The 26972-nt window shown below is 71.0% G+C and carries 31 protein-coding genes; 26 read left to right on the top strand and 5 right to left on the bottom strand.

All coding sequences use genetic code 11. The features are described from left to right. Positions 1-124 precede the first annotated feature (124 nt). From secY to truA, 10 genes are all read left to right on the top strand, one after another. Complete coding sequence (secY, locus tag BN1555_RS12935; RefSeq protein WP_093799539.1) at positions 125-1438, top strand: preprotein translocase subunit SecY; 1314 nt, start codon at positions 125-127, stop codon at positions 1436-1438. Then, positions 1438-2100 carry an adenylate kinase gene (locus tag BN1555_RS12930; protein ID WP_093799538.1) on the top strand — a complete coding sequence of 221 codons (663 nt, stop codon included), beginning with the start codon at positions 1438-1440 and terminating at the stop codon, positions 2098-2100. Before secY ends, BN1555_RS12930 begins: the two co-directional genes overlap by 1 nt. A gap of 103 nt (positions 2101-2203) precedes the next feature. Next, entirely contained in the window at positions 2204-3040 is an 837-nt protein-coding gene (map, locus tag BN1555_RS12925; RefSeq protein WP_093799537.1) for a type I methionyl aminopeptidase, read from the top strand. Between the two features lie 149 nt (positions 3041-3189). Next, positions 3190-3411, top strand: a complete 222-nt coding sequence (infA, locus tag BN1555_RS12920; RefSeq protein ID WP_003956442.1) for a translation initiation factor IF-1 — start codon at positions 3190-3192, stop codon at positions 3409-3411. Positions 3412-3472: 61 nt separating this feature from the next. Further along, entirely contained in the window at positions 3473-3586 is a 114-nt protein-coding gene (rpmJ, locus tag BN1555_RS12915) for a 50S ribosomal protein L36 (RefSeq protein WP_009740505.1), read from the top strand. A 192-nt stretch (positions 3587-3778) separates the two neighbouring features. Further along, on the top strand, positions 3779-4159 hold the full coding sequence (rpsM, locus tag BN1555_RS12910) for a 30S ribosomal protein S13 (RefSeq protein ID WP_093799536.1): 381 nt from the start codon (positions 3779-3781) through the stop codon (positions 4157-4159). 65 nt (positions 4160-4224) lie between these two features. Next, positions 4225-4629, top strand: a complete 405-nt coding sequence (rpsK, locus tag BN1555_RS12905) for a 30S ribosomal protein S11 (RefSeq protein ID WP_003948617.1) — start codon at positions 4225-4227, stop codon at positions 4627-4629. Positions 4630-4792: 163 nt separating this feature from the next. Next, entirely contained in the window at positions 4793-5815 is a 1023-nt protein-coding gene (locus BN1555_RS12900) for a DNA-directed RNA polymerase subunit alpha (RefSeq protein WP_003956430.1), read from the top strand. A gap of 79 nt (positions 5816-5894) precedes the next feature. Continuing rightward, the gene (gene rplQ / locus BN1555_RS12895; RefSeq protein ID WP_028812355.1) at positions 5895-6392 is read left to right on the top strand and encodes a 50S ribosomal protein L17; all 498 of its coding nucleotides are present in this window, start codon (positions 5895-5897) and stop codon (positions 6390-6392) included. A gap of 88 nt (positions 6393-6480) precedes the next feature. Then, a complete protein-coding gene (gene truA, locus BN1555_RS12890; RefSeq protein ID WP_093799535.1) occupies positions 6481-7341 on the top strand; it encodes a tRNA pseudouridine(38-40) synthase TruA in 861 nt (286 codons plus the stop codon). Here truA and BN1555_RS12885 read toward each other — a convergent pair. Continuing rightward, on the bottom strand, positions 7315-8199 hold the full coding sequence (locus BN1555_RS12885; protein ID WP_093799534.1) for a hypothetical protein: 885 nt from the start codon (positions 8197-8199) through the stop codon (positions 7315-7317). The two genes, truA and BN1555_RS12885, sit on opposite strands and share 27 nt — an antisense overlap. A 47-nt stretch (positions 8200-8246) precedes the next feature. Here BN1555_RS12885 and BN1555_RS12880 point away from each other — a divergent pair, with 47 nt between their 5' ends. The 4 genes from BN1555_RS12880 (at position 8247) to glmM (ending at position 12648) form a co-directional block, all read left to right on the top strand. Then, entirely contained in the window at positions 8247-9875 is a 1629-nt protein-coding gene (locus tag BN1555_RS12880; protein WP_093799533.1) for an ABC-F family ATP-binding cassette domain-containing protein, read from the top strand. Between the two features lie 257 nt (positions 9876-10132). Beyond that, entirely contained in the window at positions 10133-10576 is a 444-nt protein-coding gene (gene rplM / locus BN1555_RS12875; protein ID WP_028812351.1) for a 50S ribosomal protein L13, read from the top strand. Between the two features lie 45 nt (positions 10577-10621). Then, on the top strand, positions 10622-11149 hold the full coding sequence (rpsI, locus tag BN1555_RS12870) for a 30S ribosomal protein S9 (protein ID WP_093799532.1): 528 nt from the start codon (positions 10622-10624) through the stop codon (positions 11147-11149). Positions 11150-11289: 140 nt separating this feature from the next. Further along, the gene (gene glmM, locus BN1555_RS12865; protein WP_093799531.1) at positions 11290-12648 is read left to right on the top strand and encodes a phosphoglucosamine mutase; all 1359 of its coding nucleotides are present in this window, start codon (positions 11290-11292) and stop codon (positions 12646-12648) included. On the opposite strand, the gene BN1555_RS12860 is transcribed toward glmM, so the two are convergent. Next, positions 12645-13589, bottom strand: coding sequence for a DUF389 domain-containing protein (locus BN1555_RS12860; RefSeq protein ID WP_093799530.1), 945 nt, complete (start codon positions 13587-13589; stop codon positions 12645-12647). The genes glmM and BN1555_RS12860 overlap by 4 nt on opposite strands. Positions 13590-13601: 12 nt before the next feature. Further along, positions 13602-14591 carry a type I pantothenate kinase gene (gene coaA, locus BN1555_RS12855; protein WP_093799529.1) on the bottom strand — a complete coding sequence of 330 codons (990 nt, stop codon included), beginning with the start codon at positions 14589-14591 and terminating at the stop codon, positions 13602-13604. 77 nt (positions 14592-14668) lie between these two features. On the opposite strand from coaA, the gene glmS reads away from it, so the two are divergent. The 7 genes from glmS to BN1555_RS38950 all read left to right on the top strand — a co-directional run bounded on the left by glmS (position 14669) and on the right by BN1555_RS38950 (position 21840). After that, positions 14669-16543, top strand: coding sequence for a glutamine--fructose-6-phosphate transaminase (isomerizing) (glmS, locus tag BN1555_RS12850; protein WP_093799528.1), 1875 nt, complete (start codon positions 14669-14671; stop codon positions 16541-16543). 4 nt (positions 16544-16547) lie between these two features. Further along, positions 16548-16916 (top strand): holo-ACP synthase, encoded by a 369-nt coding sequence (locus BN1555_RS12845; protein WP_093799527.1) that lies wholly within the window; start codon positions 16548-16550, stop codon positions 16914-16916. A gap of 13 nt (positions 16917-16929) precedes the next feature. Next, positions 16930-18468, top strand: a complete 1539-nt coding sequence (locus BN1555_RS12840) for an NAD(P)H-hydrate dehydratase (protein ID WP_093803367.1) — start codon at positions 16930-16932, stop codon at positions 18466-18468. 205 nt (positions 18469-18673) lie between these two features. Then, on the top strand, positions 18674-19816 hold the full coding sequence (alr, locus tag BN1555_RS12835) for an alanine racemase (RefSeq protein WP_255306407.1): 1143 nt from the start codon (positions 18674-18676) through the stop codon (positions 19814-19816). A 12-nt stretch (positions 19817-19828) separates the two neighbouring features. Next, positions 19829-21061 (top strand): alpha/beta fold hydrolase, encoded by a 1233-nt coding sequence (locus BN1555_RS12830; RefSeq protein ID WP_093799525.1) that lies wholly within the window; start codon positions 19829-19831, stop codon positions 21059-21061. Then, the gene (tsaE, locus tag BN1555_RS12825) at positions 21033-21545 is read left to right on the top strand and encodes a tRNA (adenosine(37)-N6)-threonylcarbamoyltransferase complex ATPase subunit type 1 TsaE (protein WP_093799524.1); all 513 of its coding nucleotides are present in this window, start codon (positions 21033-21035) and stop codon (positions 21543-21545) included. The genes BN1555_RS12830 and tsaE overlap by 29 nt, the downstream gene beginning before the upstream one ends. 127 nt (positions 21546-21672) lie before the next feature. Next, on the top strand, positions 21673-21840 hold the full coding sequence (locus tag BN1555_RS38950) for a hypothetical protein (protein WP_176710030.1): 168 nt from the start codon (positions 21673-21675) through the stop codon (positions 21838-21840). 15 nt (positions 21841-21855) lie between these two features. Here the strand turns inward: BN1555_RS38950 and BN1555_RS12820 are convergent, their stop codons facing one another. Next, positions 21856-22407: a hypothetical protein gene (locus BN1555_RS12820; RefSeq protein ID WP_093799523.1), complete on the bottom strand. Its 552-nt coding sequence runs from the start codon at positions 22405-22407 to the stop codon at positions 21856-21858. Positions 22408-22543: 136 nt separating this feature from the next. Here BN1555_RS12820 and tsaB point away from each other — a divergent pair, with 136 nt between their 5' ends. Genes tsaB through BN1555_RS12795 form a run of 5 tightly spaced genes read left to right on the top strand, consistent with a single transcriptional unit; the run spans position 22544 to position 25735 of the window. After that, entirely contained in the window at positions 22544-23203 is a 660-nt protein-coding gene (tsaB, locus tag BN1555_RS12815) for a tRNA (adenosine(37)-N6)-threonylcarbamoyltransferase complex dimerization subunit type 1 TsaB (protein ID WP_093799522.1), read from the top strand. 17 nt (positions 23204-23220) lie between these two features. After that, entirely contained in the window at positions 23221-23715 is a 495-nt protein-coding gene (rimI, locus tag BN1555_RS12810) for a ribosomal protein S18-alanine N-acetyltransferase (RefSeq protein ID WP_093803365.1), read from the top strand. Continuing rightward, complete coding sequence (gene tsaD / locus BN1555_RS12805; RefSeq protein ID WP_093799521.1) at positions 23708-24805, top strand: tRNA (adenosine(37)-N6)-threonylcarbamoyltransferase complex transferase subunit TsaD; 1098 nt, start codon at positions 23708-23710, stop codon at positions 24803-24805. The genes rimI and tsaD overlap by 8 nt, the downstream gene beginning before the upstream one ends. Further along, the gene (locus BN1555_RS12800) at positions 24802-25065 is read left to right on the top strand and encodes a hypothetical protein (RefSeq protein WP_093799520.1); all 264 of its coding nucleotides are present in this window, start codon (positions 24802-24804) and stop codon (positions 25063-25065) included. Before tsaD ends, BN1555_RS12800 begins: the two co-directional genes overlap by 4 nt. Before the next feature lie 34 nt (positions 25066-25099). Continuing rightward, on the top strand, positions 25100-25735 hold the full coding sequence (locus BN1555_RS12795) for a hypothetical protein (protein WP_141662845.1): 636 nt from the start codon (positions 25100-25102) through the stop codon (positions 25733-25735). 47 nt (positions 25736-25782) lie between these two features. Here BN1555_RS12795 and BN1555_RS12790 read toward each other — a convergent pair whose 3' ends face one another. Next, complete coding sequence (locus BN1555_RS12790; protein ID WP_255306017.1) at positions 25783-26952, bottom strand: THUMP-like domain-containing protein; 1170 nt, start codon at positions 26950-26952, stop codon at positions 25783-25785. Between the last annotated feature and the right edge of the window lie 20 nt (positions 26953-26972).

Below are 26972 nucleotides of genomic sequence, written 5' to 3'. Positions count from 1 at the left end.
CCGTGCGGTGTGTCCGCACGGCTTTTGACTGCTTTGTATTCGTTGCACTCGTTGTTCCGTCGGATTCGTCGATCCTCAATACCGTCACCTCTGACGCAGTAGCGCGGGGGTCGCAGGAGGCACCGTGCTCACCGCGTTCGCCCGGGCGTTCAAGACGCCCGACCTGCGCAAGAAGCTGCTCTTCACACTGGGCATCATCGTGTTGTACAGGCTCGGGGCCCACGTTCCGGTTCCCGGCGTCAACTACAAGAACGTGCAGATCTGTGTCGACCAGGCTCAGACGGGCGGGCTCTTCGGGCTCGTCAATCTGTTCAGCGGCGGCGCCCTGCTGCAGATCACGATCTTCGCGCTCGGCATCATGCCGTACATCACGGCGAGCATCATCCTCCAGCTTCTGACCGTGGTGATTCCGCGACTGGAGGCCCTCAAGAAGGAGGGGCAGTCCGGTACCGCCAAGATCACGCAGTACACGCGTTACCTGACGGTCGCCCTCGCCGTGCTCCAGGGCACCGGTCTGGTGGCCACCGCCCGTAACGGCGCGATCTTCCAGGGCTGTCCCGTCGCGGGCCAGATCGTTCCGGACAAGTCCATCTTCGTCACCATCGTGATGGTCGTCACGATGACCGCGGGCACCGCGGCCGTCATGTGGCTCGGTGAGCTCGTCACCGACCGCGGCATCGGCAACGGCATGTCGATCCTGATGTTCATCTCGATCGCCGCCGGCTTCCCGGGCGCACTGTGGGCCATCAAGGAGTCGGGCGAGCTGGCCAACGGCTGGATCGAGTTCGGCATCGTGATCCTGGTCGGCTTCGCGATGGTCGGCCTCGTGGTCTTCGTCGAGCAGGCACAGCGCAGGATCCCCGTGCAGTACGCGAAGCGCATGATCGGCCGGAAGTCCTACGGCGGTACGTCCACGTACATCCCGCTGAAGGTCAACCAGGCCGGTGTGATCCCGGTCATCTTCGCGTCGTCGCTGCTCTACATCCCCATGCTGATCGTCCAGTTCAGCGGCGGCGGTGGAAACTCCGGCTGGGGCACCTGGATCCAGGCGAACTTCGTCGACGGCAAGCCCATCTACGTCGCCACGTACTTCCTGTTGATCGTGTTCTTCGCCTTCTTCTACGTGGCGATCTCGTTCAACCCCGAGGAAGTCGCCGACAACATGAAGAAGTATGGTGGCTTCATCCCGGGTATCCGGGCAGGTCGGCCTACCGCCGAGTACCTGAGCTATGTGCTCAACCGGATCACTTGGCCGGGCTCGCTGTATCTGGGTCTGATCGCTCTTGTGCCGACGATGGCGTTGGCGGGCTTCGGCGCGAACCAGGACTTCCCCTTCGGTGGAACAAGCATCCTCATCATCGTGGGTGTGGGCCTGGAGACCGTGAAGCAGATCGAGAGCCAGCTCCAGCAGCGCAATTACGAAGGGTTCCTCCGCTGATGCGAATCGTCCTCGTCGGGCCGCCCGGTGCCGGCAAGGGAACGCAGGCCGCGTTCCTTGCCAAGAACCTGTCGATCCCGCACATCTCCACGGGCGACCTCTTCCGCGCCAACATCAGCCAGGGCACGGCCCTCGGCAAGCAGGCGAAGGCCTTCATGGACGCCGGCAACCTGGTTCCGGACGAGGTCACCATCGGGATGGCCAAGGACCGCATGGACCAGCCCGACGCCGAGGGCGGCTTCCTGCTGGACGGCTTTCCGCGGAACGTCTCCCAGGCGGTGGCGCTCGACGAGACGCTGAAGGCCGAGGGCCAGAAGCTGGACGCCGTACTGGACCTCGAAGTCCCCGAGGACGAGGTGGTGAAGCGGATCGCGGGCCGCCGCATCTGCCGCAACGACTCCAGCCACGTCTTCCACGTGACGTACAGCCCGCCCCGGCAGGACGGCGTCTGCGACGCCTGCGGCGGTGAGCTCTACCAGCGCGGAGACGACACCGAGGAAACGGTGCGGCGCCGGCTGGAGGTCTACCACAGCGAGACCGAGCCGATCATCGACCACTACAAGACTCAGGGCCTGGTGGTCACCATCTCCGCGCTGGGCAAGGTCGACGAAGTGACCAAGCGTGCGATGGAAGCTCTGAAGAAGTCCTCCGCCGAGGGCTGACCGAGCAGCAGTACAACGGTTGCGGCCGCGGTGTCCGAGAGGCGCCGCGGCCGTACTGTTGGGCGGGTAGTACGTAGTGACAGCGAATGCGGAAGGCACACTCATGGTGGAGATCAAAACCCCCGAGCAGATCGCGAAGATGCGCGAGGCGGGGCTGGTCGTCGCCGCCGTCCACGCGGCCACGCGTGAGGCGGCCGTGCCGGGCGCCACCACCAAGGACCTGGACGAGGTGTCGCGCAAGGTGCTCGCCGAGCACGGTGCGAAGTCGAACTTCCTCGGGTACGGCGGGTTCCCCGCCACGATCTGCACGTCGGTCAACGAGGTCGTCGTCCACGGCATCCCGGACGAGAAGACGGTCCTCAAGGACGGCGACATCATCTCGATCGACGCCGGCGCGATCGTCGACGGCTGGCACGGCGACGCGGCATACACCGCCTTCGTGGGCACGGGGCACGCGCCCGAGCTGATCGAGCTCTCCCGGGTGACCGAGGAGTCGATGTGGGCCGGGCTCGCCGCGATGAAGCTGGGCAACCGGCTCGTCGACATCTCCAAGGCGATCGAGTCGTACATCCGCCGCCAGCCGCGTCCGGCGACGGGCAAGTACGGGATCATCGAGGACTACGGCGGCCACGGCATCGGCTCCGAGATGCACATGGACCCGCACCTGCTGAACTACGTCACGCGCAAGCGCGGCAAGGGTCCGAAGCTGGTTCCCGGCTTCTGTCTGGCGATCGAGCCGATGGTGAGCCTCGGTACGGCGCAGACGGACGTCCTGGAGGACAACTGGACCGTCGTCACCACCGACGGGACCTGGTCCTCCCACTGGGAGCACTCGGTGGCGCTGACGGAGGAGGGGCCGCTGGTCCTCACCTCTCCGGACGGCGGCAGGGCCAAGCTGGCGGAGTACGGCGTGACGGCCGCGCCCGATCCCCTGGCCTGAACCGCTTAACGATCTCCACTGCTGGGCAAACTCCCCGGATTCGTCTTTTCCGGGAGCCTGACGTAGACTGACTCGTCGGCTCGCGTGTACCCGTATGCCTGCATGCGGATGCGAGAGTCGATCAAGGTAGCCGATTCGAAGGGCGAAGCGTGGCCAAGAAGCAAGGTGCCATCGAAATCGAGGGCACCGTGATCGAGTCCCTCCCGAACGCAATGTTCAAGGTGGAACTGCAGAACGGTCACAAGGTCCTCGCGCACATCAGCGGCAAGATGCGTATGCACTACATCCGCATCCTCCCGGATGACCGGGTCGTCGTGGAGCTCTCTCCGTACGACCTGACGCGTGGCCGGATCGTCTACCGGTACAAGTAGATCTTGCCCGCACCCCGTGTTCCACGGGGTGGTGGCACTGACCCGGAGAACCTCACATCCCATGAAGGTCAAGCCGAGCGTCAAGAAGATCTGCGACAAGTGCAAGGTGATCCGCCGTCACGGCCGGGTCATGGTCATCTGCGAAAACCTGCGCCACAAGCAGCGCCAGGGCTGACGCACGACCCCCTGCATCTCGCAGAACTTCGCGCGACGCACGTAAATACGTACATACGCAGAACCCAGTGCCCACGGGTGCTGACACCTCCGGCGGAGGCCGGGGACCTGGTCCGTACCGCTCCCTTCGAGGGAGGGGTCGGCGGCCACGGAACGGTTCTGCGGAAGACCTCCAAGCAAACAGGAGCCATGAATGGCACGCCTTGAAGGCGTTGACCTCCCGCGCGAAAAGCGTATCGAGGTCGCCCTCACCTACGTCTTCGGCATCGGTCGCACCCGTGCCCAGCAGACGCTCGCCGCTACCGGCGTGAACCCCGACACGCGCGTTCGCGACCTGGCCGAAGAGGACCTGGTCAAGATCCGCGAGTACGTTGACGTGAACTTCAAGACCGAGGGTGACCTCCGTCGCGAGGTGCAGGCCGACATCCGCCGCAAGGTCGAGATCGGCTCCTACCAGGGTCTGCGTCACCGCCGCGGCCTCCCGGTTCACGGCCAGCGCACCAGCACGAACGCCCGTACCCGCAAGGGTCCGCGTCGCGCGATCGCCGGCAAGAAGAAGCCGGGCAAGAAGTAGTCCTCAGCCGGACGCTCATCAGCGGTCTTCGCTGTAGGACCGACCACCTCCCGTAGGAGATATAGATGCCCCCCAAGGGTCGTCAGGGCGCCGCCAAGAAGGTGCGCCGCAAGGAAAAGAAGAACGTCGCTCACGGGCACGCCCACATCAAGAGCACGTTCAACAACACGATCGTCTCGATCACCGACCCCACGGGCAACGTGATCTCCTGGGCCTCCGCCGGCCACGTCGGCTTCAAGGGCTCGCGCAAGTCCACCCCCTTCGCCGCGCAGATGGCCGCCGAGTCGGCTGCCCGTCGCGCGCAGGAGCACGGCATGCGCAAGGTCGACGTCTTCGTCAAGGGTCCCGGCTCCGGCCGTGAGACCGCGATCCGCTCCCTCCAGGCCACCGGCCTCGAGGTCGGTTCGATCCAGGACGTCACCCCCACCCCGCACAACGGCTGCCGCCCCCCCAAGCGCCGCCGCGTCTGACGCTCCGCGTCCGACTCTGGTTGTTGCAGTGCGCACGGAGTGAAGACCGACCTTCCCTCCGTGCGCGCTGTACTCGGGCGGCACGGCCCTTCCGGGCCGTGCCGCCCGTACCCTTGTAGTAGTTGGCATCAAATAGTGGGTGCCAAGACTGGAGGCATTTCTCATGCTTATCGCTCAGCGTCCGTCGCTGACCGAAGAGGTCGTCGACGAGTACCGCTCGCGGTTCGTGATCGAGCCCCTCGAGCCGGGCTTCGGTTACACCCTCGGCAACTCCCTTCGCCGTACGCTCCTCTCCTCGATCCCCGGTGCCGCTGTCACCAGCATCCGGATCGACGGCGTCCTGCACGAGTTCACCACCGTGCCGGGTGTCAAGGAGGACGTCACCGACCTCATTCTCAACATCAAGCAGCTGGTCGTCTCCAGCGAGCACGACGAGCCCGTCGTGATGTACCTGCGCAAGCAGGGCCCGGGCCTGGTCACCGCTGCTGACATCGCCCCGCCGGCCGGTGTCGAGGTGCACAACCCCGACCTGGTGCTCGCCACGCTCAACGGCAAGGGCAAGCTGGAGATGGAGCTGACCGTCGAGCGCGGTCGCGGCTACGTCTCCGCCGTCCAGAACAAGCAGGTGGGCCAGGAGATCGGCCGTATCCCGGTCGACTCCATCTACTCGCCGGTGCTCAAGGTCACGTACAAGGTCGAGGCGACCCGTGTCGAGCAGCGCACCGACTTCGACAAGCTGATCGTCGACGTCGAGACCAAGCAGGCCATGCGCCCGCGTGACGCCATGGCGTCCGCCGGCAAGACCCTGGTCGAGCTGTTCGGTCTGGCGCGCGAGCTCAACATCGACGCCGAGGGCATCGACATGGGCCCGTCCCCGACGGACGCCGCGCTCGCCGCCGATCTGGCGCTGCCGATCGAGGAGCTCGAGCTCACCGTTCGTTCGTACAACTGCCTCAAGCGCGAGGGCATCCACTCCGTGGGTGAGCTCGTGGCGCGTTCCGAGGCCGACCTGCTCGACATCCGCAACTTCGGTGCGAAGTCGATCGACGAGGTCAAGGCGAAGCTGGCCGGCATGGGCCTGGCCCTCAAGGACAGCCCGCCCGGATTCGACCCGACCGCCGCCGCCGACGCCTTCGGCGCCGACGACGACGCGGACGCCGGTTTCGTCGAGACCGAGCAGTACTAAGCACTTCCGGCGGGCACTAGCTCGTCGGTAACTGACACCGGTACCTGATACGGCCGGTGCAGACACTAGGAGAAACACCATGCCGCGTCCCGCAAAGGGTGCCCGTCTGGGCGGCAGCGCCGCGCACGAGCGTCTGCTCCTCGCCAACCTGGCGAAGTCGCTGTTCGAGCACGGCCGCATCACGACGACCGAGGCCAAGGCCCGCCGCCTGCGCCCCGTCGCCGAGCGTCTGGTCACCAAGGCGAAGAAGGGCGACATCCACAACCGTCGCCTGGTGCTGCAGACGATCACGGACAAGAGCGTCGTCCACACGCTCTTCACCGAGATCGCTCCGCGGTACGAGAACCGCCCCGGTGGTTACACCCGCATCACGAAGATCGGCAACCGTCGTGGCGACAACGCCCCGATGGCGGTCATCGAGCTCGTCGAGGCCCTGACCGTGGCCCAGCAGGCCACCGGTGAGGCCGAGGCCGCGACGAAGCGTGCGGTCAAGGAAGACGCAGCCAAGAAGGACGAGGCTGCCCAGGACGACGCTCCGGCCGCCGAGGCTGCCGAGGGCGAGTCCAAGGACGCCTGAGCGCGTCGACTCCACCGGGCGGGCCCGCATCACCCTTCGGGGCGGTGCGGGCCCGTTCCGTTGTGTGCTGTATCGAAAGGATTCGCTGGTGAGCGAGGACATTGAGGGCGCGGCGCCGGGATTCGTGCGGGTGCGGCTGGATCTTTCGTACGACGGGAAGGACTTTTCCGGGTGGGCGAAGCAGTCCGAGCGGCGCACGGTCCAGGGTGAGATCGAGACCGCGCTGCGGACCGTGACGCGGTCATCGGAGACGTACGACCTGACGGTCGCGGGGCGTACGGACTCGGGCGTGCACGCGCGCGGGCAGGTCGCGCACGTCGACCTGCCCGAGGACGTGTGGGCCGAGCACCGGGACAAGCTGCTGCGGCGGCTGGCCGGACGGCTGCCGCACGATGTGCGGGTGTGGAAGGTCGCGGAGGCTCCCGCGGGGTTCAACGCCAGGTTCGCGGCCGTCTGGCGGCGCTACGCGTACCGCGTGACGGACAACCCCGGCGGCGTCGACCCGCTGCTGCGCGGCCATGTGCTGTGGCACGACTGGCCGTTGGACGTGGACGCCATGAACCGGGCGGCCGGGAAGCTGGTCGGGGAGCACGATTTCGCGGCGTACTGCAAGAGGCGGGAGGGCGCGACCACCATCCGCACCCTGCAGCAGCTCAGCTGGGAGCGCGGGGCGGACGGTGTCATCACCGCTACCGTGCGCGCCGACGCCTTCTGCCACAACATGGTGCGCTCGCTGGTCGGCGCGATGCTGTTCGTCGGGGACGGGCACCGGGACGCGGACTGGCCGGGGAAGGTGCTGGCGGCGGGCGTACGGGACTCCTCCGTCCATGTCGTACGCCCGCACGGCCTCACCCTGGAGGAAGTCGGCTATCCGGCCGACGAGCTGCTGGCGGCGCGTGCCCGTCAGGCCCGCAACATGCGGTCACTGCCCGGCGGCGGCTGCTGCTGACGCCTGGGCCCTTCCGCGCTGGTGGATCTGGCGGAACGTGAACTCGGCGATGTCGTCACCGGCCGTGTAGACGTCCTTGTCGGACGTGGTGACGTTCCTGCCGTCGGTGAAGCCGGCGACGGTGAAGTAGGCGTAGCGGCCGTAGGCGTTGGTGGTCTTGCGGCAGAACACGCCGCCCCGGCAGAAGGTGGGGACGCCGGCGCCGGGGAGGGACGCGAGACCGCCGCTCGCCTGCTCCTTGGCCTTCTCGGCCTGGGCGGTGGTCTCGAAGACCGCGACGCCCACGGTGACGGCCACGCCGTTCTTGGAGTACGTCGCGCGGATGACCTGGTCGCAGCCGTTGTTCGCGAGTACGGAGCCCAGCGCGCCCTGGGCCGCGGCGGAGCAGCCGGCGATGCGGTTCGTCGCGCCCTTGGCGTAGGCGCGGTCGCCCATCGTCAGCCGCTTGCCGGGGTACAGGGTGTCGGCGCTGAGCGGCGCCGTGTCCTTCCTGGCGCTGGAGATGAAGTCTCTGGGATTCGGCGGGGGCGGGGGAGCCTGGGAGGAGAAGGAGGGGCCGGGCTGGGCGGACTCGGTCGGCAGGGTCTCCGCGGTCGGCAGCCCGGTCGTGGAGCCGGTGGTGCCGTTGTTCTTGTTCGTCGTGACGACCGCCGTCGCCACGATCGCGCCGACCACGGCGGTCGCCAGCACGCCGCCGCCGATGTACAGCCACCGCTTGCGGCGGGCGCGCGCGGCGGAGGCGTCGGCGAGCGCCGCCCAGTCCGGCGTGTCCCCCGACGACTGCGTTCCGTACGGATCCTGAGGGTTCTGCTGTCCCTCGGGGCCACCCCAGGAGGGCCCCCCTTGCCCAAAGCTCATGCCGCGCATCCTAATCCGGTTGGGTGATGCGGCGGACGGCGGCGACAATGCGGAGCATGGGACATCTTGAGGCCGCACACGTCGAGTACTACTTGCCGGACGGGCGGCCGTTGCTCGGCGACGTCTCCTTCCGGGTCGGGGAGGGCGCGGTCGTGGCCCTGGTCGGGCCCAACGGGGCGGGCAAGACGACCCTGCTCCGGCTGATCTCCCGGGAGCTGCAGCCGCACGGTGGCTCGGTGACGGTGAGCGGCGGGCTCGGGGTGATGGGGCAGTTCGTGGGGTCCGTACAGGACGAGCGGACCGTGCGGGACCTGCTGGTGGCTGTGTCCCCGGAGCGAATCCGGGAGGCGGCCTCCGCCGTCGACAGGGCCGAGCACGGGATTCTGACCGTGGACGACGAGAAGGCGCAGATGGCTTATGCGCAGGCGTTGTCCGACTGGGCGGAGGCCGGCGGGTACGACGCCGAGACCGTCTGGGACATGTGCTCCATGGCGGCACTGGGGATTCCCTACGACAAGGCACAGTTCCGCGAGGTGCGCACGCTCAGCGGGGGCGAGCAGAAGCGGCTCGTACTGGAGGCCCTGCTGCGGGGGCCCGACGAGGTGCTGCTGCTCGACGAGCCGGACAACTATCTGGACGTGCCCGGCAAGCGGTGGCTGGAGGAGCGGCTGAAGGAGACCCGCAAGACGGTCTTCTTCGTGTCCCACGACCGCGAGCTCCTTTCGCGGGCCGCCGAGAAGATCGTGAGCGTGGAGCCGGGGCCGACGGGTGCCGACGCGTGGGTCCACGGCGCCGGGTTCGACACCTTCCACGAGGCGCGGGCCGAGCGGTTCGCGCGGTTCGAGGAGCTCATGCGCCGGTGGGAGGAGGAGCACGCGCGGCTCAAGGCCCTGGTGCTGAGGCTGCGGGGACAGGCCGCGAGCAGCCCCGACATGGCCTCGCGGTACCGGGCCATGCGGACGCGGTTCGAGAAGTTCGAGGAGGCGGGGCCCCCGCCGGAGCCGCCGCGCAAGCAGGACATCCGGATGCGGCTGCGGGGCGGGCGCACGGGGGTGCGGGCCGTCGTGTGCAAGGGGCTTGAGCTGAGCGGGCTGATGAAGCCGTTCGACCTGGAGGTCTACTACGGGGAGCGGGTCGCCGTGCTCGGGTCGAACGGGTCCGGCAAGTCGCACTTCCTGCGGCTGCTCGCCGGGGAGGACGTCAAGCACACGGGGGAGTGGAAGCTGGGCGCGCGAGTGGTGCCCGGGCACTTCGCGCAGACGCACGCGCACCCCGAGCTGGTCGGCCGTACGCTCGTCGACATCCTGTGGTCCGAGCACTCCAAGGACCGGGGCGGGGCGATGGGCGCGCTGCGCCGGTACGAGCTGGAGCGCCAGGGGGACCAGGCGTTCGACCGGCTGTCGGGCGGGCAGCAGGCACGGTTCCAGATCCTGATGATGGAGCTGGAGGGGACGACCGCGCTGCTGCTCGACGAGCCGACGGACAACCTCGACCTGGAGTCCGCGGAGGCGTTGCAGGAGGGGCTGGAGGCGTACGACGGGACGGTGCTCGCCGTGACGCACGACCGGTGGTTCGCGAAGTCCTTCGACCGTTACCTGGTCTTCGGGTCGGACGGTGTCGTGCGGGAGACGGCGGAGCCGGTGTGGGACGAGCGCCGGGTGGAGCGGACACGGTAGGGGCACCGCGCCGCGCGGGAGGCCGGTGCGCGCCTCCGCCGGGCCGTTTTGACCCGTACGGGGGCGGGCGGGTAGGCTTCCAGTTCGTTATGCGTATTGGCTTGGTCGTTCTCACGCGAGGGGCCCTTACGCCGGTCCACCGGGCCGATGACCAGCGGCAGGCAGACGGGTTGCGTCCCCGGATGCCGCCAAGGCTGTCGTGATCGTCCCAGTGGCCTTGTCAGGACCCACTCACTGAAGAAGCGAAGGCTACGACCGTGCGTACGTACAGCCCCAAGCCCGGCGATGTCACGCGCCAGTGGCACATCATCGACGCGCAGGACATCGTCCTGGGCCGTCTGGCGACGACTGCCGCCAACCTCCTGCGGGGCAAGCACAAGGCGATCTACGCCCCCCACATGGACATGGGCGACTTCGTCATCATCGTCAACGCCGAGAAGGTTCACCTCTCCGGCAACAAGAAGACCCAGAAGATGGCGTACCGCCACTCCGGCTTCCCGGGTGGTCTGCGCTCCGTCCGTTACGACGAGCTCCTGGCGAAGAGCCCCGAGAAGGCCGTCGAGAAGGCCATCAAGGGCATGATCCCCAAGAACACCCTGGGTCGTCAGATGCTCTCGAAGCTGAAGGTCTACGCAGGTCCCGAGCACCCGCACGCGGCTCAGCAGCCGGTGCCGTTCGAGATCACCCAGGTCGCGCAGTAGTTCCGGCCACACCCCCCTAAGAACGAAAGAAATCTGAGGAGAATCGTGGCCGAGACCACTGCAGAGACGCCCGTCGAGGGTTCCGAGGCCGAAGAGACCTTCGCCGAGGTGACCACCTTCGAGTCCGAGGTTCCCGTCGAGGGCGAGTACACCAGCGAGTCCCTGGCGGGCCGCTTCGGTGACCCGCAGCCCGCGGCCGGCCTGGGCCGTCGCAAGAACGCCATCGCCCGCGTCCGGATCGTCCCGGGCACCGGCAAGTGGAAGATCAACGGGCGTACGCTCGAGGACTACTTCCCGAACAAGGTTCACCAGCAGGAAGTCAACGAGCCCTTCAAGGTGCTCGAGCTCGACGGCCGCTACGACGTCATCGCCCGCATCGCGGGTGGCGGCGTCTCCGGTCAGGCCGGTGCGCTCCGTCTCGGTGTCGCCCGTGCGCTGAACGAGGCGGACGTGGACAACAACCGTCCCACCCTGAAGAAGGCCGGCTTCCTCTCCCGCGACGACCGTGCGGTCGAGCGCAAGAAGGCCGGTCTCAAGAAGGCCCGTAAGGCGCCGCAGTACAGCAAGCGCTAATCCGCCTGCTCGGCTGCTCCAGACGTTCGCCCCGGCGGCACATTGTGTGCTGTCGGGGCGTTCGTTTATCGGTATGCCGGGTGTATGGCGGCGTACAGCGCACCAGAGCTTGCATTTTCGGAGTATTTCGGAGGACACCAGTGGGACGACTCTTCGGCACTGACGGCGTGCGCGGTGTCGCCAACGCGGATCTGACGGCCGAGCTCGCGCTCGGCCTGTCGGTCGCGGCGGCGCACGTACTCGCCGAGGCGGGCACCTTCGAGGGGCATCGGCCGACCGCCGTGGTCGGTCGTGATCCGCGTGCGTCGGGAGAGTTCCTGGAGGCCGCCGTCGTGGCGGGCCTGGCGAGTGCGGGTGTGGACGTGCTCCGGGTGGGGGTTCTGCCCACCCCCGCGGTGGCGTACCTCACCGGTGTGCTGGGCGCCGATCTCGGTGTCATGCTCTCGGCCAGCCACAACGCCATGCCGGACAACGGTGTCAAGTTCTTCGCGCGCGGCGGGCACAAGCTCGCCGACGAGCTGGAGATCCGCATCGAGGACGTGTACGAGCAGCACCGCACCGGTGAGCCGTGGGCCCGGCCGACCGGAGCGGGCGTCGGCCGGGTCTCCGACTACGCCAAGGGTGTCGACCAGTACATCGCCCACCTGATCGGTGTGCTGCCCAATCGTCTCGACGGCGTGAAGGTCGTCCTCGACGAGGCGCACGGGGCGGCCTCCCGCGTCTCTCCCGAGGCCTTCGCCCGGGCCGGCGCCGAGATCGTCACCATCGGTGCCGACCCCGACGGGCTCAACATCAACGACGGGTGCGGTTCCACGCACCTGGAGATGCTCCGGGCCGCCGTCGTCGAGCACGGCGCCGATCTCGGTATCGCGCACGACGGCGACGCCGACCGGTGCCTGGCCGTGGACGCGCTGGGCAACGAGGTCGACGGGGACCAGATCCTCGCCGTGCTCGCGCTCGCCATGCGCGAGGCGGGACAGCTGCGCAAGAACACCGTCGTCGGCACCGTCATGTCGAACCTCGGCTTCAAGCTGGCCATGGAGCGCGAGGGCATCGAGCTCGTACAGACCGCCGTCGGCGACCGGTACGTACTGGAGTCGATGAAGGCCGAGGGGTACGCGCTCGGCGGCGAGCAGTCCGGGCACGTCATCGTGCTGGACCACGCGACCACCGGCGACGGCACCCTGACCGGGCTGATGCTGGCCGCGCGGGTGGCAGCCACCGGGCGTACGCTCGCGGACCTCGCCGGGGTCATGAGCCGGCTGCCGCAGATCCTCGTCAACGTGCCCGACGTCGACAAGTCGCGCGTCACCACCTCCGCCGAGCTGGCGGCCGCCGTCACCGACGCCGAGCGGGAACTGGGCGCCACGGGGCGGGTGCTGCTGCGGCCCTCGGGCACCGAGCCGCTCGTGCGGGTCATGGTCGAGGCGGCCGACATCGAGCAGGCGAAGGCGGTCGCCGGGCGGCTCGCCGATGTGGTGAAGTCGGCGCTCGGCTAGGCGTTCCCGTACGCGGTGCGCTTGTGCTGCTTCGCCCAGAGGAACTTCTGGGCGAGCAGCGTGAGCGTACCGGCGACGACGATGCCGAGCAGGTTCAGCAGGAGCTGCTCGGTGGAGCCCCAGGTCTGCTTCACGTCGCCGTAGCTCAGCGCCACGGCGGCGTTGGCCGCGGCCGGGACCGTCGTCACCGAGATCGCGACGCCGACCAGGGCGCCGGACTTGGCCGACGTGAGGGAGAGCATGCCGGCCGCGCCCGCCAGTACGGCGACGACGAACGACAGCAGGTCCGGGGCGTAGATGAACCCCGTGTTGGGGCGGTCGCCGTGCAGCATCTCGTCGGTGAACAGGCCCGTCGCGTTCATGAACAGGCTGAACACGACCGTCACCGCCATCGTCGCCGCGAACCCCACGATCAGCGCGGCGAACGAGCGCCAGGCCAGGCGCGGCGCGCGCCGCACCAGCGCCGTGCAGAAGCCGGCCAGCGGGCCGAACTCCGGGCCCACCGCCATCGCGCCCACGATCAGGATCGCGTTGTCGAGCAGCACACCGCAGGCCGCGATCATCGTGGCCAGCGACAGGAACGCGATGTAGGTGACGGAGAGCGTCGACTCCTCGTGGGTCGCGTCCGACAGCTGCTCCCACAGCACCGCGTCCGCGGCCTCGCCCGGCGCCTCCTTCTCCGCCCGGTCGGCGCGCGTGGAGAGCGACAGGTCGATGTTCTCCACGGCGATCGAACCGCATTCGTCGATGCCGAGGGTGCGCAGATCGCTGATGAGGTCGTCGCCCGCCTCGCGCGCCACGTCGCAGAGGATGAGGTCGCCGGCCGGGTTGCGGGCCGCGCCGGGGACGACGGCGACATGCGCCGTGCCGACCGACTTCTCCACCGTGTGCAGGACCTCGTCGGTGCGGTCGGCGGGGACGATCAGGCGAAGGTGCAGCACGGCACGTACTCCTCAGAGTTTGCGGAGCGAGAGGCGCTGGACCTTGTGGTCGGGGCCCTTGCGCACCACCAGCGTGGCACGGCCGCGCGTCGGCGCCACGTTCTCCAGCAGGTTGGGCCTGTTGACGGTCCGCCACATCGTACGGGCGTAGTCGAGGGCTTCCTCCTCCGAGACCTGGGTGTACTTCCTGAAGTACGAGGAGGGGTCCTGGAACGCGGTCTCGCGCAGCTTGCGGAAGCGGCCCAGGTACCAGGTCTCGATGTCCTCGGCGCGCGCGTCGACGTACACGCTGAAGTCGAAGTAGTCGGCGAGAGCGACCCGGGTGCGGCCGTCCTTGCCGGGCAGCGCCGGCTGGAGGACGTTCAGGCCCTCGACGATCAGGATGTCCGGGCGGCGGACCGTGAGGCGCTCGCCGGGCACGATGTCGTAGATCAGGTGGGAGTAGACGGGCGCGGTGACCTCGTTCTTGCCGGCCTTGATGTCGGCGACGAAGCGGGTCAGGGCGCGCCGGTCGTACGACTCGGGGAAGCCCTTGCGCGCCGTGAGGCCGCGCCGCTTGAGCTCCTCCATCGGGTAGAGGAAGCCGTCGGTGGTCAGCAGCTCCACGCGCGGGTGTTCCGGCCAGCGGGCCAGCAGCGCCTGGAGGAGGCGGGCGACGGTCGACTTGCCCACGGCGACGCTGCCCGCGACCCCTATGACGAAGGGCGTGCCGCGCTGGGCGCCGTGGCCGTTGCCCGCGTCGCCGAGGAAGGTGTTGAGGGCGCCGCGCAGGCCAGAGGTCGCCTGGACGTAGAGATTGAGCAGCCGGGAGAGGGGGAGGTAGACGTCCCGCACCTCGTCGAGGTCGATCACGTCGCCCAGGCCGCGGAGCCGTTCGAGTTCCTCCGCCGTGAGGGGGAGCGGGGTCTTCTCGCGCAGCGCGCTCCACTCCGCCCGTGTGAGGTCCAGGTACGGCGAAGCGTCTGCCCGGCGGTGGGTGGACCGTGGCGGCGAAGTGATCACATGAACATTGTCGGGGGTGCGGAGCTGTCGTGGGTGGTGTGCTCGGTCACGTGGAGCGTCGGCCGTAGGGTGCGGACATGTGCGGAATCGTGGGGTACGTCGGCGGGCAGTCGGCGCTTGATGTTGTCATCGCGGGACTGAAGCGGCTCGAGTACCGGGGTTACGACTCGTCAGGTGTGGCTGTGCTCGCGGACGGTGGACTGGCCGCGGCGAAGAAGGCCGGCAAGCTCGTCAACCTGGAGAAGGAACTCGTGGAGCGGCCGCTGCCGGCCGGGGCCACGGGCATCGGGCACACCCGGTGGGCCACGCACGGGGGGCCCACCGACGCCAACGCGCACCCGCATCTGGACAACGCGGGGCGTGTGGCCGTCGTGCACAACGGGATCATCGAGAACTTCGCCGGCCTGCGGGCCGAGCTCGCCGAGCGCGGGCACGAGCTGGGGTCCGAGACCGACACCGAGGTCGTGGCGCACCTGCTCGCCGAGTCCTTCTCCTCGTGCGGGGACCTCGCGGAGGCGATGCGGCTGGTGTGCCGGCAGCTCGACGGGGCGTTCACGCTGGTCGCCGTGCACGCGGACGAGCCCGACGTGGTGGTGGGGGCGCGGCGGAACTCGCCGCTGGTGGTGGGTGTGGGGGAGGGGGAGGCCTTCCTCGCGTCCGACGTGGCCGCCTTCATCGCGCACACGCGGTCGGCGATCGAGCTGGGGCAGGACCAGGTCGTCGAGGTACGGCGGGACGGCGAGGGCGGCGGCGCGGCCGGCGTCTCGGTCTCGGTCACGGACTTCTACGGCGCGCCCGGCGAGGTGCGGTCGTACCGCATCGACTGGGACGCCTCCGCCGCCGAGAAGGGCGGCTACGACTACTTCATGCTCAAGGAGATCGCCGAGCAGCCGAAGGCCGTCGCCGACACGCTGCTGGGGCGGATCGACGCGGGCGGGGCGCTGAGGCTGGACGAGCTGCGGATCCCCGATTCCGTGCTGCGGGAGGTCGACAAGGTCGTGGTGGTGGCCTGCGGGACCGCTTTCCACGCGGGGATGATCGCGAAGCTGGCCGTCGAGCACTGGACGCGGATCCCCTGTGAGACCGAGCTGGCGAGCGAGTTCCGGTACCGGGATCCGATCCTCGACGCCCGGACGCTGGTGATCGCGATCTCGCAGTCCGGCGAGACCATGGACACGCTGATGGCGCTGCGGCACGCGCGGGAACAGGGTGCGAAGGTGCTCGCCGTGTGCAACACGAACGGGTCGACCATTGCGCGGGAGTCGGACGCGGTGCTCTACACGCACGCCGGGCCCGAGATCGCCGTCGCTTCCACCAAGGCGTTCCTGACGCAGCTGGTCGCCTGCTATCTGGTCGCGCTCTACCTGGCGCAGGTGCGCGGGGCCAAGTGGGGGGACGAGGTCCGGGACGTGGTGCGCGAGCTGTCGGAGATCTCGGGCGAGGTGGAGCGGGTCCTGGAGACGATGGAGCCGGTGCGGGAGCTGGCCCGGTCGCTGGCGGGGAAGAAGACGGTGCTGTTCCTGGGGCGGCATGTGGGGTACCCGGTCGCCCTGGAGGGTGCGCTCAAGCTGAAGGAGCTCGCGTACATGCATGCGGAGGGGTTCGCGGCGGGCGAGCTGAAGCACGGGCCCATCGCGCTGATCGAGGACGACCTCCCGGTGGTGGTGGTGGTGCCGTCGCCCCGGGGGCGGTCGGTGCTGCACGACAAGATCGTTTCGAACATCCAGGAGATCCGGGCGCGGGGGGCGCGGACGATCGTGATCGCGGAGGAGGGCGACGAGGCGGTCGTCCCGTACGCCGACCACCTGATCCGGATCCCGGCCACGCCGACGCTCCTGCAGCCCCTGGTCTCGACCGTGCCGTTGCAGGTCTTCGCCTGCGAGCTGGCCACGGCGCGGGGCAATGAGGTCGACCAGCCCCGGAACCTGGCCAAGTCCGTGACGGTGGAGTGAGCTCGTGATCATTGGGGTGGGCATCGACGTCGCCGAGATCGAACGGTTCCGGGCGTCTCTGGAACGTACGCCGCAGATGGCCCAGCGGCTGTTCCTGCACAACGAGTTGTACCTCCCGAGCGGCGACCGGCGCGGCATCGCCTCGCTCGCCGCCCGGTTCGCGGCCAAGGAGGCCCTCGCGAAGGCGCTGGGGGCGCCGGCCGGGCTGCACTGGACGGACGCCGAGGTGTACGTCGAGGAGAGCGGGCAGCCGCGGCTGCGGGTGAGCGGGACGGTGCTGGCGCGGGCGGAGGCGCTCGGGGTCCGGTCCTGGCACGTCTCGCTCAGTCACGACGCGGGGGTCGCTTCCGCCGTTGTCATCGCCGAAGGATGAGGTGTTTTCGCTGATGCGCGCTGCTCATGGCGTGGAGACCGTACGGACCGCCGAGCGGGAGCTGATGGCCCGGCTCCCCGAGGGCGCGCTGATGCAGCGGGCCGCGGCCGGGCTCGCCGCGGTGTGCGCGGGGCTGCTGGGGCGGGTGTACGGGACGCGGGTCGTGCTGCTGGTCGGCAGCGGCGACAACGGGGGCGACGCGCTGTACGCGGGCGCGCGGCTGGCCCGGCGGGGGGCGGGGGTCACCGCCGTGCTGCTGGACGCGCGGCGGGCGCACGGGGGCGGGCTGGCCGCGTTGCGGCGCGCCGGGGGCTCGGTGGCGGTGGCCGGTGATGCGGCTGGAGCTCTCGCGCGTGCCGATCTCGTGGTCGACGGGATCACCGGGATCGGGGGGAGGGGCGGGCTGCGGGACGCCGCTGTGCCGTTGGCGCGGGCGGCGCGGGACTCCGGGGCGGTGGTCGTCGCCGTGGATCTGCCCAGCGGGGTCGAGGCGGACAGCGGGGAGGTGCGGGGGGAGTGCGTGCGCGCCGATGTGACGGTCACCTTCGGCACGTACAAGCCGGGGCTGCTGATCGACCCCGCGCGGGAGTACGTCGGGGCCGTGCGGCTGGTCGAGCTGGGGCTCGATCTCGAAGCGGTGGAGGCGGACGCCGAGGCGCTGCAGCACGCGGACGTGGCCGCGCTGCTGCCGGTCCCGGGCGCGGAGAGCGACAAGTACCGGCGCGGGGTGGTCGGCGTCGTGGCGGGGTCGGAGCGGTACCCGGGAGCGGCGGTGCTCGCGGTGGCCGGGGCGCTGCGGGGCGGGGCCGGGGCCGTGCGGTACGTCGGGCCGGGCGCCGGCGCGGTCGTCACGCGCTTCCCGGAGGCGCTGGTGCACGCGGGGCCGCCGTCGGAGGCGGGGCGGGTGCAGGCGTGGGTGGTGGGGCCGGGGCTGGGCGAGGACGCCGGCGGGGCGCTGGAGGACGTGCTGGCGTCGGACGTTCCGGTGCTGGTCGATGCCGACGGGCTGCGGCCCCTGGAGCCGGAGATGGTGCGGGAGCGGGACGCGCCGACGCTGCTGACGCCGCACGCGGGGGAGGCGGCGGCGCTGCTGGGGGTCCCGCGGGAGGAAGTGGAGGCGGGGCGGCTGGTCGCGGCGCGGGAGCTGGCCGCGCTGTACGGGGCGACGGTGCTGCTCAAGGGGTCCACGACGCTGGTGGCGCCGGCGGGCGGAACGAGTGCGGGGTTCGCGGGACGGCCGGTGCGGGTGAATCCGACGGGCACGCCCTGGCTGGCCACCGCGGGGAGCGGGGACGTGCTGTCCGGGCTGGCGGGGGCGCTGCTGGCGGCGGGGCTCGGGGCGATGGACGCGGGATCGGTCGCGGCGTACGTGCACGGACTGGCGGGGCGGCTGGCGGCGGACGGGGCTCCCGTGGGGGCGATGGATGTGGCGGACGCGCTGCCGGGGGCTTGGCGCGGGGTCGTGGGACGGGGGCGGGGCGGGGGTGCGGCCGGCGCCGTGGGGGCTGGGCGGGGGCGGGCCGCTCCGGGGGCGGCGTTCGGGACCGCATGATCCAGCCGCGGTGCAGTGCTCCTCGTACGAAGCCCACTCCCTGCGCACACATCACGTTTTACGTCCCGAACGCCGCTTCCTGTGCGGTCCGCCCTCCCGCGCCGGTGGGCAGTCCTCGGGACGTCGGCCGTTCCCGGCGGGCCGGGGCGGCGGCGTTGGATCCGGGCCGTCGCAGGGCTCTGAGACACTTGGCGCGATGACCGCGATGACTCATACCCCCATGCGAGCCCGCGCCGAGATCGATCTGGCGGCCCTGCGGGCCAATGTGCGGGCTTTGCGTGCTCGCGCGGCGAACGCCCGGCTGATGGCCGTGGTGAAGTCGGACGCGTACGGGCACGGCGCTGTCCGCTGCGCGCGCGCCGCCCTCGACGCCGGGGCGACCTGGCTGGGGACCGCGACCCCCGAAGAGGCCCTGGCGCTGCGCGCCGCCGGGTTCGACGGGCCGCTGATGTGCTGGCTGTGGACCCCGGGCGGGCCCTGGCGCGAGGCGGTCGAGGCGGGCATCGACGTGTCCGTGAGCGGGATGTGGGCGCTCCGGGAAGTCGTCGAGGCGGCGCGTGCGGCGGGGCGCGTGGCACGCGTACAGCTCAAGGCCGACACCGGGCTCGGGCGCAACGGCTGCCAGCCCGCCGACTGGCCCGAGCTGGTGCGCCACGCCCTGGAGGCGCGGGACGCCGTCAGGATCACCGGGCTCTGGTCGCACTTCGCCTGCGCGGACGAGCCCGGGCACCCCTCGATCGACGCGCAGCTGGCCGTTTTCCAGGATCTGGTCGACTACGCCGAGAAGGCCGGGGCCGAGCCCGAGGTGCGGCACATCGCCAACTCACCGGCGACGCTGACCCTGCCCCACGCGCACTTCGACCTCGTACGGACCGGCATCGCCATGTACGGCGTCTCGCCGAGCCCCGAGCTCGGCACGCCCGCCGACTTCGGACTGCGGCCCGTGATGACCCTCGCGGCGTCCGTGGCGCTGGTCAAGCGGGTTCCGGAGGGGCACGGTGTCGGTTACGGGCACCACTACGTCACCGGTGAGGAGACGACGCTGGGGCTGATCCCCGTCGGGTACGCCGACGGGATCCCGCGCCACGCCTCGGGCAGCGGACCGGTGCTGGTCGGCGGCAAGTGGCGCCGGGTCGCCGGGCGGGTCGCCATGGACCAGTTCGTGGTCGATCTGGGGCGCGACGTGGTGGAGCCGGGCGCCGAGGCCGTGCTGTTCGGTCCGGGCGACCGGGGGGAGCCGACGGCCGAGGACTGGGCGCAGGCCGCGGGCACCATCGCATACGAAATTGTCACGCGCATCGGATCGCGGGTACCCCGTGTCTATGTGAACGAGGACCCCGAAAACTAGGAGATCGCCACCGTGAGCGAGAGCAGCGCGCCGGGGGCGGTGGAGGTGGCCGCGGAGGCCGCGTCCGCCGCCGTCGGCAACTGGCGTCGGGCGGGCCTGGCCGGCACCGCGGTAGGTGTGGTCGCGGCGGGCGCCGCCGCGGGTGTCGCCCTGGAGCGGATGACCGTCGGCCGCGGCATACGCAGGAAGGCACGGCTCGCACTGGACGCCGCCGGGCCGTACGGCGCTCTGCGCGGGATGCCGGGGCAGGCCGTGGCGGACGACGGCACCGAGATCTACTTCGAGGTCGACGAGGTGGAGGCGGACGCCGACGCCGGCGGTCCGCGGCGGCGCCGGCTCTTCGGGCGCCGGACCCCGGCTCCCGTCACCGTCGTCTTCAGCCACGGCTTCTGCCTGAGCCAGGACGCGTGGCACTTCCAGCGGGCGGCGCTGCGCGGTGTGGTGCGTACGGTCCACTGGGACCAGCGCAGTCACGGGCGCTCGGCGCGCGGCGCGGCCCAGGAACGGGGCGTCGCGATCGACATCGAGCAGCTGGGACGCGATCTCAAGGCCGTCATCGACGCTGCCGCGCCCAAGGGGCCGCTGGTGCTGGTGGGGCACTCGATGGGCGGCATGACGATGATGGCGCTGGCCGACCAGTTCCCCGAGCTGATCCGCGAGCGCGTGGTGGGCGCCGTCTTCGTCGGTACGTCGTCGGGGAAGCTCGGCGAGGTCAATTTCGGGCTGCCGGTGGCCGGTGTGAACGCCGTACGCCGTGTCCTGCCGCGCGTGCTGCGCGCCCTCGGCTCGCAGGCGGAGATCGTCGAGCGGGGCCGGCGCGCCACGGCCGATCTCTTCGCCGGGCTCGTCAAGCGGTACTCGTTCGGCTCGAAGGACGTCGACCCGGCGGTCGCGCGGTTCGCGGAGCGGCTGATCGAGGCGACGCCGATCGACGTGGTCGCCGCGTTCTACCCGGCGTTCACGGACCACGACAAGGCGGAGGCGCTGGAGATCTTCGCCGAGGTGCCGGTGCTCGTCCTGGCGGGCGACAAGGACCTGGTGACGCCCAGCGAGCACAGCGAGGGCATCGCCCGCCTGCTGCCGGACGCCGAGCTGGTGACGGTCCCGGACGCCGGGCACCTGGTCATGCTGGAGCACCCCGAGGTGGTCACCGACCGGCTCGCGGATCTGCTGGCCCGCGTGGGCGCCGTGCCGGCAGCCGCTAACGTTGGGACGTATGGAAGCACCGCACAGCCCGGCGGCTGACGTCACCGCCGTCCTCACCGTCCACTCGCCCGCTCTCATGCAGGAGCTGGGGCGCCGGCTCGCGAAAGTGCTCCGCCCCGGAGATCTGGTGATGCTCACCGGTGAACTCGGCGCGGGCAAGACGACGCTGACGCGCGGGCTCGGCGAAGGGCTCGGGGTGCGCGGCGCCGTGACGTCGCCGACGTTCGTCATCGCCCGCGTCCATCCCTCGCTGACCGGCGGTCCCGCTCTGGTGCACGTGGACGCGTACCGGCTGGGCGGCGGGCTCGACGAGATGGAGGACCTCGATCTGGACGTCTCGCTGCCCGACTCCGTCGTGGTGGTGGAGTGGGGCGACGGGAAGGTCGAGGAGCTGTCGGACGACCGGCTCCACGTGGTCATCCACCGGGCGGTGGGGGACGCGGACGACGACGTGCGCGAGGTGACGGTGCGCGGTGTCGGCGAGCGGTGGGCCGGGGAGGACCTGGCCGCGCTGGGGGCCTGACGTCCGTACGTTCCGACAAGACGTCGGCAAGATGTTGCGCCGGTGGCGCCGGGCGTGGTCACATGGATGCCGAGACATGGTTAGGCCTACCTAACCACGCCTGCCCCCGGAGCCACAGGAGGCATCCATGCCGGCTTCAGAACACGAAGCGACTCAGCCCCTGTCCATGTCCATGCGCGATCTGCTGGCCTCGTGCGCGGCGGCCACGGCGGTCTCCACACCGCCGCGGGAGCCGCAGGAGTGCGAGGCGCCCGCCGAGGAGCACGAGCACACGGAGCGACGCGACGCCGCGTAGCTCTTACGAGCGTATTTACGGAACGACTACGACCTTCACGCGGACCGTCGCGAAGCGCCACATCGCGTCGCCGTCGGCGCGCTGCATGCGGACGCCGCCGGTCTTGCCCGCGGCCGGGTCCGGGCTCGGCATGGAGCCGTCGACCGCGGCGCTGAAGCCGATCACCACGTTCTCGACGTTGGTGAACCGGACCACGTGCTCGATCTGCACCCCGTCCGAGCCGGTGATGCTCCCCGAGCGCGAGGTCACCGCGTACGTGCCGGGCGGCGGGCTGACCGTGCTCGGCATGACCTCGAAGGTCCGCGTCGCCTTGCCCTGCTCGTCCACCAGCCACACCCGCCGGTCGCCCAGCGCGTAGACGACGCGCAGGCCCGCGCCCGACCTGGCGGGCACCGCGAACACGTCCTTCTTCTTCTCGGGCTTCTTCTTGGGCGGGTGCGTGGCGTGCGCGGCGGGGGACTTGCCGGAACCGGGCTCGGCGAGCTGGGCGGGGGGCGGGGCGCTCGCCGACGCCTGGTAGGCGAGGAAGGCGACCCCGGCCACGGCTGCCGCGGTGAGCCCGGCCACGAATCCCGAGCTGCTCCTTGCCACCTTGCTCCACCTCATGTTCTTGCCGCGTGCGTATGTGTGGTGACGGTAGCAGCAGCGGCCGGGAGGGACGGGGGACGCCGTGCCTCCGCTACGCGGGCCGTAGGCTGTTTGTGTGCTCTTGCTCGCTGTTGATACCGCCACCCCAGCCGTCACCGTCGCCCTCCACGACGGTGATTCCGTCGTTGCCGAGGCCGGACAGGTCGACGCACGTCGGCACGGGGAGCTGCTGCTGCCCACCGTCGACCGGGTGCTCGCCGAAGCCGGCCTGAAACTCGACGCCGTCACCGCAGTGGTCGTGGGGGTCGGCCCCGGTCCGTACACCGGCCTGCGGGTCGGTCTCGCGACGGCCGAGACCTTCGGTCTCGTGCTCGGAGTGCCGGTCCACGGGCTGTGCACCCTGGACGGCCTCGCGTACGCCTCCGGGCTCACCGGCCCCTTCGCGGTGGCCACCGACGCGCGCCGCAAGGAGGTCTACTGGGCGCGGTACGCCGATGCCCGTACGCGGGTCTCCGAGCCCGCCGTCGACCGCCCCGCCGACATCGCCGAGGAACTCGCGGACCTGCCGGTGGTCGGCTCGGGCGCGCTGCTCTACCCCGGGGCCTTCCCGGACGCGCGCGGCCCCGAACACCAGTCGGCGGGCGCGCTGGCGTCGCTGGCCGCCGAGAAGCTCGCGGCGGGGGAGGCGGAGGCGTTCCTGGCGCCGCTGCCGCTGTACCTGCGCCGGCCCGACGCGCAGGTCCCGAAGAACTACAAGGTGGTCACGCCGAAGTGACCGCGGGCCTGAGGGAAATGCGCTGGTGGGACATCGAGCCGGTGCTCGGTCTGGAGCGCGGGCTGTTCCCCGAGGACGCCTGGTCGCCGGGGATGTTCTGGTCCGAGCTCGCCCACGCGCGCGGGCCGCGGGCCACCCGCCGCTACGTGGTGGCCGAGGAGGCGGGCCGGATCGTCGGGTACGCCGGGCTCGCCGCCGCCGGGGGACTCGGCGACGTACAGACCATCGCCGTCTCGAAGGACCAGTGGGGCACCGGGCTCGGGTCCCGGCTGCTCACCGACCTGCTGGGGTACGCGAGCGCCTTCGAGTGCGCCGAGGTGCTCCTCGAAGTGCGCGTCGACAACACGCGCGCGCAGAAGCTGTACGAGCGCTTCGGCTTCGAGCCGATCGGCTTCCGGCGCGGCTACTACCAGCCCGGCAACGTCGACGCGCTCGTGATGCGGCTGACGACGACGACCGACCCGGCAAACCCTGCGAATTCCGTACGAGAAACCGAGATTCACCATGGCTGACGAACCGCTCGTCCTCGGCATCGAGACCTCCTGCGACGAGACCGGCGTCGGGATCGTGCGCGGTACGACCCTGCTCGCCGACGCCATCGCGTCGAGCGTCGACGAACACGCCCGCTTCGGCGGCGTGGTGCCCGAGGTCGCCTCACGCGCGCACCTGGAGGCGATGGTTCCGACGATCGGGCGCGCGCTGAAGGAGGCCGGGGTCGCCGCCTCCGACCTGGACGGCATCGCGGTGACGGCCGGACCCGGGCTGGCGGGCGCGCTGCTGGTGGGGGTGTCCGCGGCGAAGGCCTACGCGTACGCGCTGGGCAAGCCGCTGTACGGCGTGAACCACCTGGCCTCGCACATCTGCGTCGACCAGCTGGAGCACGGGCCGCTGCCCGAGCCCACGATGGCGCTGCTGGTGAGCGGCGGCCACTCGTCGCTGCTGCTGGCCCCCGACATCACGAGCGACGTACGGCCGATGGGCGCGACCATCGACGACGCGGCGGGCGAGGCCTTCGACAAGATCGCGCGCGTGCTGGACCTGGGCTTCCCCGGCGGTCCCGTCATCGACCGCCTCGCGAAGGAGGGCGACCCGAAGGCGATCGCCTTCCCGCGCGGGCTGACCGGGCCGCGCGACGCGCCGTACGACTTCTCCTTCTCGGGGCTCAAGACGTCCGTCGCCCGCTGGATCGAGGCCAAGCGCAGCGCGGGCGAGGACGTGCCGGTGCGGGACGTGGCGGCGTCCTTCCAGGAGGCGGTCGTCGACGTACTGACCCGCAAGGCGGTCCGGGCCTGCAAGGACGAGGGCGTCGACCACCTGATGATCGGCGGCGGCGTGGCCGCCAACTCGCGGCTGCGGGCGCTGGCGGCCGAGCGGTGCGAGCGGGCCGGCATCCGGCTGCGCGTGCCGCGGCCGGGGCTGTGCACGGACAACGGGGCGATGGTCGCGGCGCTCGGCGCGGAGATGGTGGCGCGGGGCCGGGCGGCGTCGGACTGGGACCTGTCGGCGGACTCCTCGCTGCCGGTCACCGAACCGCACGTACCGGGTGCCGCTCATGACCACGACCACGTGCACGAGATCAGCAAGGACAACCTCTACTCATGACCGTCGCGCTGATGTGGGAGGCCCGTGCCGTCGAGGGCCGGGGCGGGGAGCTGCTGGAGTGGGCCCGGACGCAGGTCCGGGCCCTGGCGGGCGAGCCGGTGCGCAGGGAGGTCCTGCGGGCGCCGCAGGACCGCGTGCTCGTCATGACGTGGTGGGAGGCGGCGTACGACGCGGAGCTTCCCGAACTGCCGGAGCCCGAGGGTGAGTTGATCACGCGGGCGGTCCACCGCTGGCGCTTCGAGTCGGTCGAAGGGGCCTGATCCGGCCCGCCGGCCACTGGGTAGTGTCGTGCGCATGTCTCGCCGTACGCCGCTTCCTCCGCCCCCGCCGTCCGAGCACCTGCGGGTCTGGCCCGGTCCCGGGGCGATGCGCGCCGACCGGGCGCGGGCCATGGACGAGCTGACCGCACGCGGTCTCGGCCCCGGACGGCTGGTGCGGTTCTGGCTGCTGGTGGGCGGCGCCGCGCTCGGATGGGGGACGGTCGGGGCGGCCCTCAACGCGTTCGGGGGGCCGGGCGACCCGCTGACCGTCTTCTTCGCCGCGGCTTTCGGCGCGGTCGGGCTCGGGGGCGCCGTGGTGTGCTGGGTCTTCCTCGGCATGGGCGCGCGCCGCGACCGTACGATCCGTCAGCTGCTGCTGGGCTGGGCCGCGGTGGGACGTGAGCACGGCTTCCCGGCCACGCGGTGGCGCGTTCCCGGGCTCAGCCCCGCGTGGCTGCTTTCGTCGCTGGTGGTGTGCGGGCTCGGCCTGTGGTCGTCGTTCGGGTTCGCGGTGACGGCGCGGCCGGGCACCGAGACGTACACGGACGCGGTCTTCTTCTTCGGGCTCGGGGTCATCCTGTGGGCGGCCGGACTGATCGGCGCGGCGAAGGCGGTGGGGCACTACCGGTGGGCGGTGCGGGTGGGCGCGGCGGGTGGCGTGAAGAGCTGAACGGCCGCCGCGGCGCGGAGCGGCCCGCCCGGGGGCCCGGCGCCCGGCTACGGCGCCGGGTGGCCGATCAGCACGGTCGGGGCGCCCGCGACGCGCGTGAGGAAGACCGTGGCGGAGTTCGGCCCCGACAGCTTCATCCTGCGGCGCAGTTCCTCCGGTTCGACCGCCGAGCCGCGCTTCTTCACGGTCAGTACGCCGACCCCCCGCTCCCGCAGCAGCGCCTTCAGCTTCTTCAGGCCGAAGGGGATCCGGTCGGTGATCTCGTAGGCGGTGGCGTACGGCGTGGGGCGGAGCTCGTCCGCCGTGATGTACGCGATCGTCTCGTCGATCAGACGCCCGCCGACCTGCTCCGCGACCTCCGCCACCAGGTGCGAGCGGACGACGGCGCCGTCCGGCTCGTAGAGGTAGCGGCCGACCTCGCCGGGCTCCGGGTCCGGCAGTCCGGTGCCGGCCAGGGTGCGCGGGCCGGGGAGCAGCGTGGCGCGGACGGTGCCGGGCGCGGTGCCGAACCAGAGCACCGCCTCCTTCACGTCGCCGCCGTCCGAGACCCATTCCGCCTCGGCGTCGTCCGGGACCGCCTCGTGCGGGATGCCCGGCGCGATCTTGAGTGCGGCGTGCGCGGACGTACGGGCCGCCTCGATCGCCCAGGACAGGGGCGGAGAGTACGCCTCCGGGTCGAAGATCCGGCCGCGGCCGCCGCGCCGGGCCGGGTCGACGAAGACCGCGTCGTACGGGGACGTGTCGATGTCCGTGACGTCGGCGCAGCGGACCTCGACGGTGCCGGAGAGGCCGAGCGCCTCGGCGTTCGCGCGGGCCACCTCGGCCGTCAGCGGGTCGCTGTCGACGGCCAGGACGCGGATCCCGGCGCGGGCCAGCGCGATCGCGTCGCCGCCGATGCCGCAGCACAGATCGGCCACGCTCCGTACGCCGAGCGCGGCGAAGCGGCCGGCGCGGTACGCCGCCACCGCCGCGCGGGTGGCCTGCTCGACGCCGTTGGGGGTGAAGAACATCCGGTACGCGTCCTCGGCGCCGAACTTCGCCACGGCCCGCTGCCGCAGCCGCGCCTGCCCCAGCGCCGCCGAGACCAGCGCGGCGGGGTGGTCGCGGCGCAGCCGGGTGGCGGTGGCCAGCTCCTGCGCGGGGTCGTGGTCGCGGAGCGCGGTGAGCAGGAACTGGCCCTCGTCGGTGAGCAGGGCGGAGAAGGAGTCGGGATCCACGCACACCATTCTCCCTGTCG

It is taken from the genome of Streptomyces sp. Wb2n-11, from assembly GCF_001049855.1.
GTDB lineage: Bacteria > Actinomycetota > Actinomycetes > Streptomycetales > Streptomycetaceae > Streptomyces > Streptomyces altiplanensis.
Note: the sequence above shows the minus strand (reverse complement) of the source record. Positions and strands in the feature narration are given on the sequence as shown.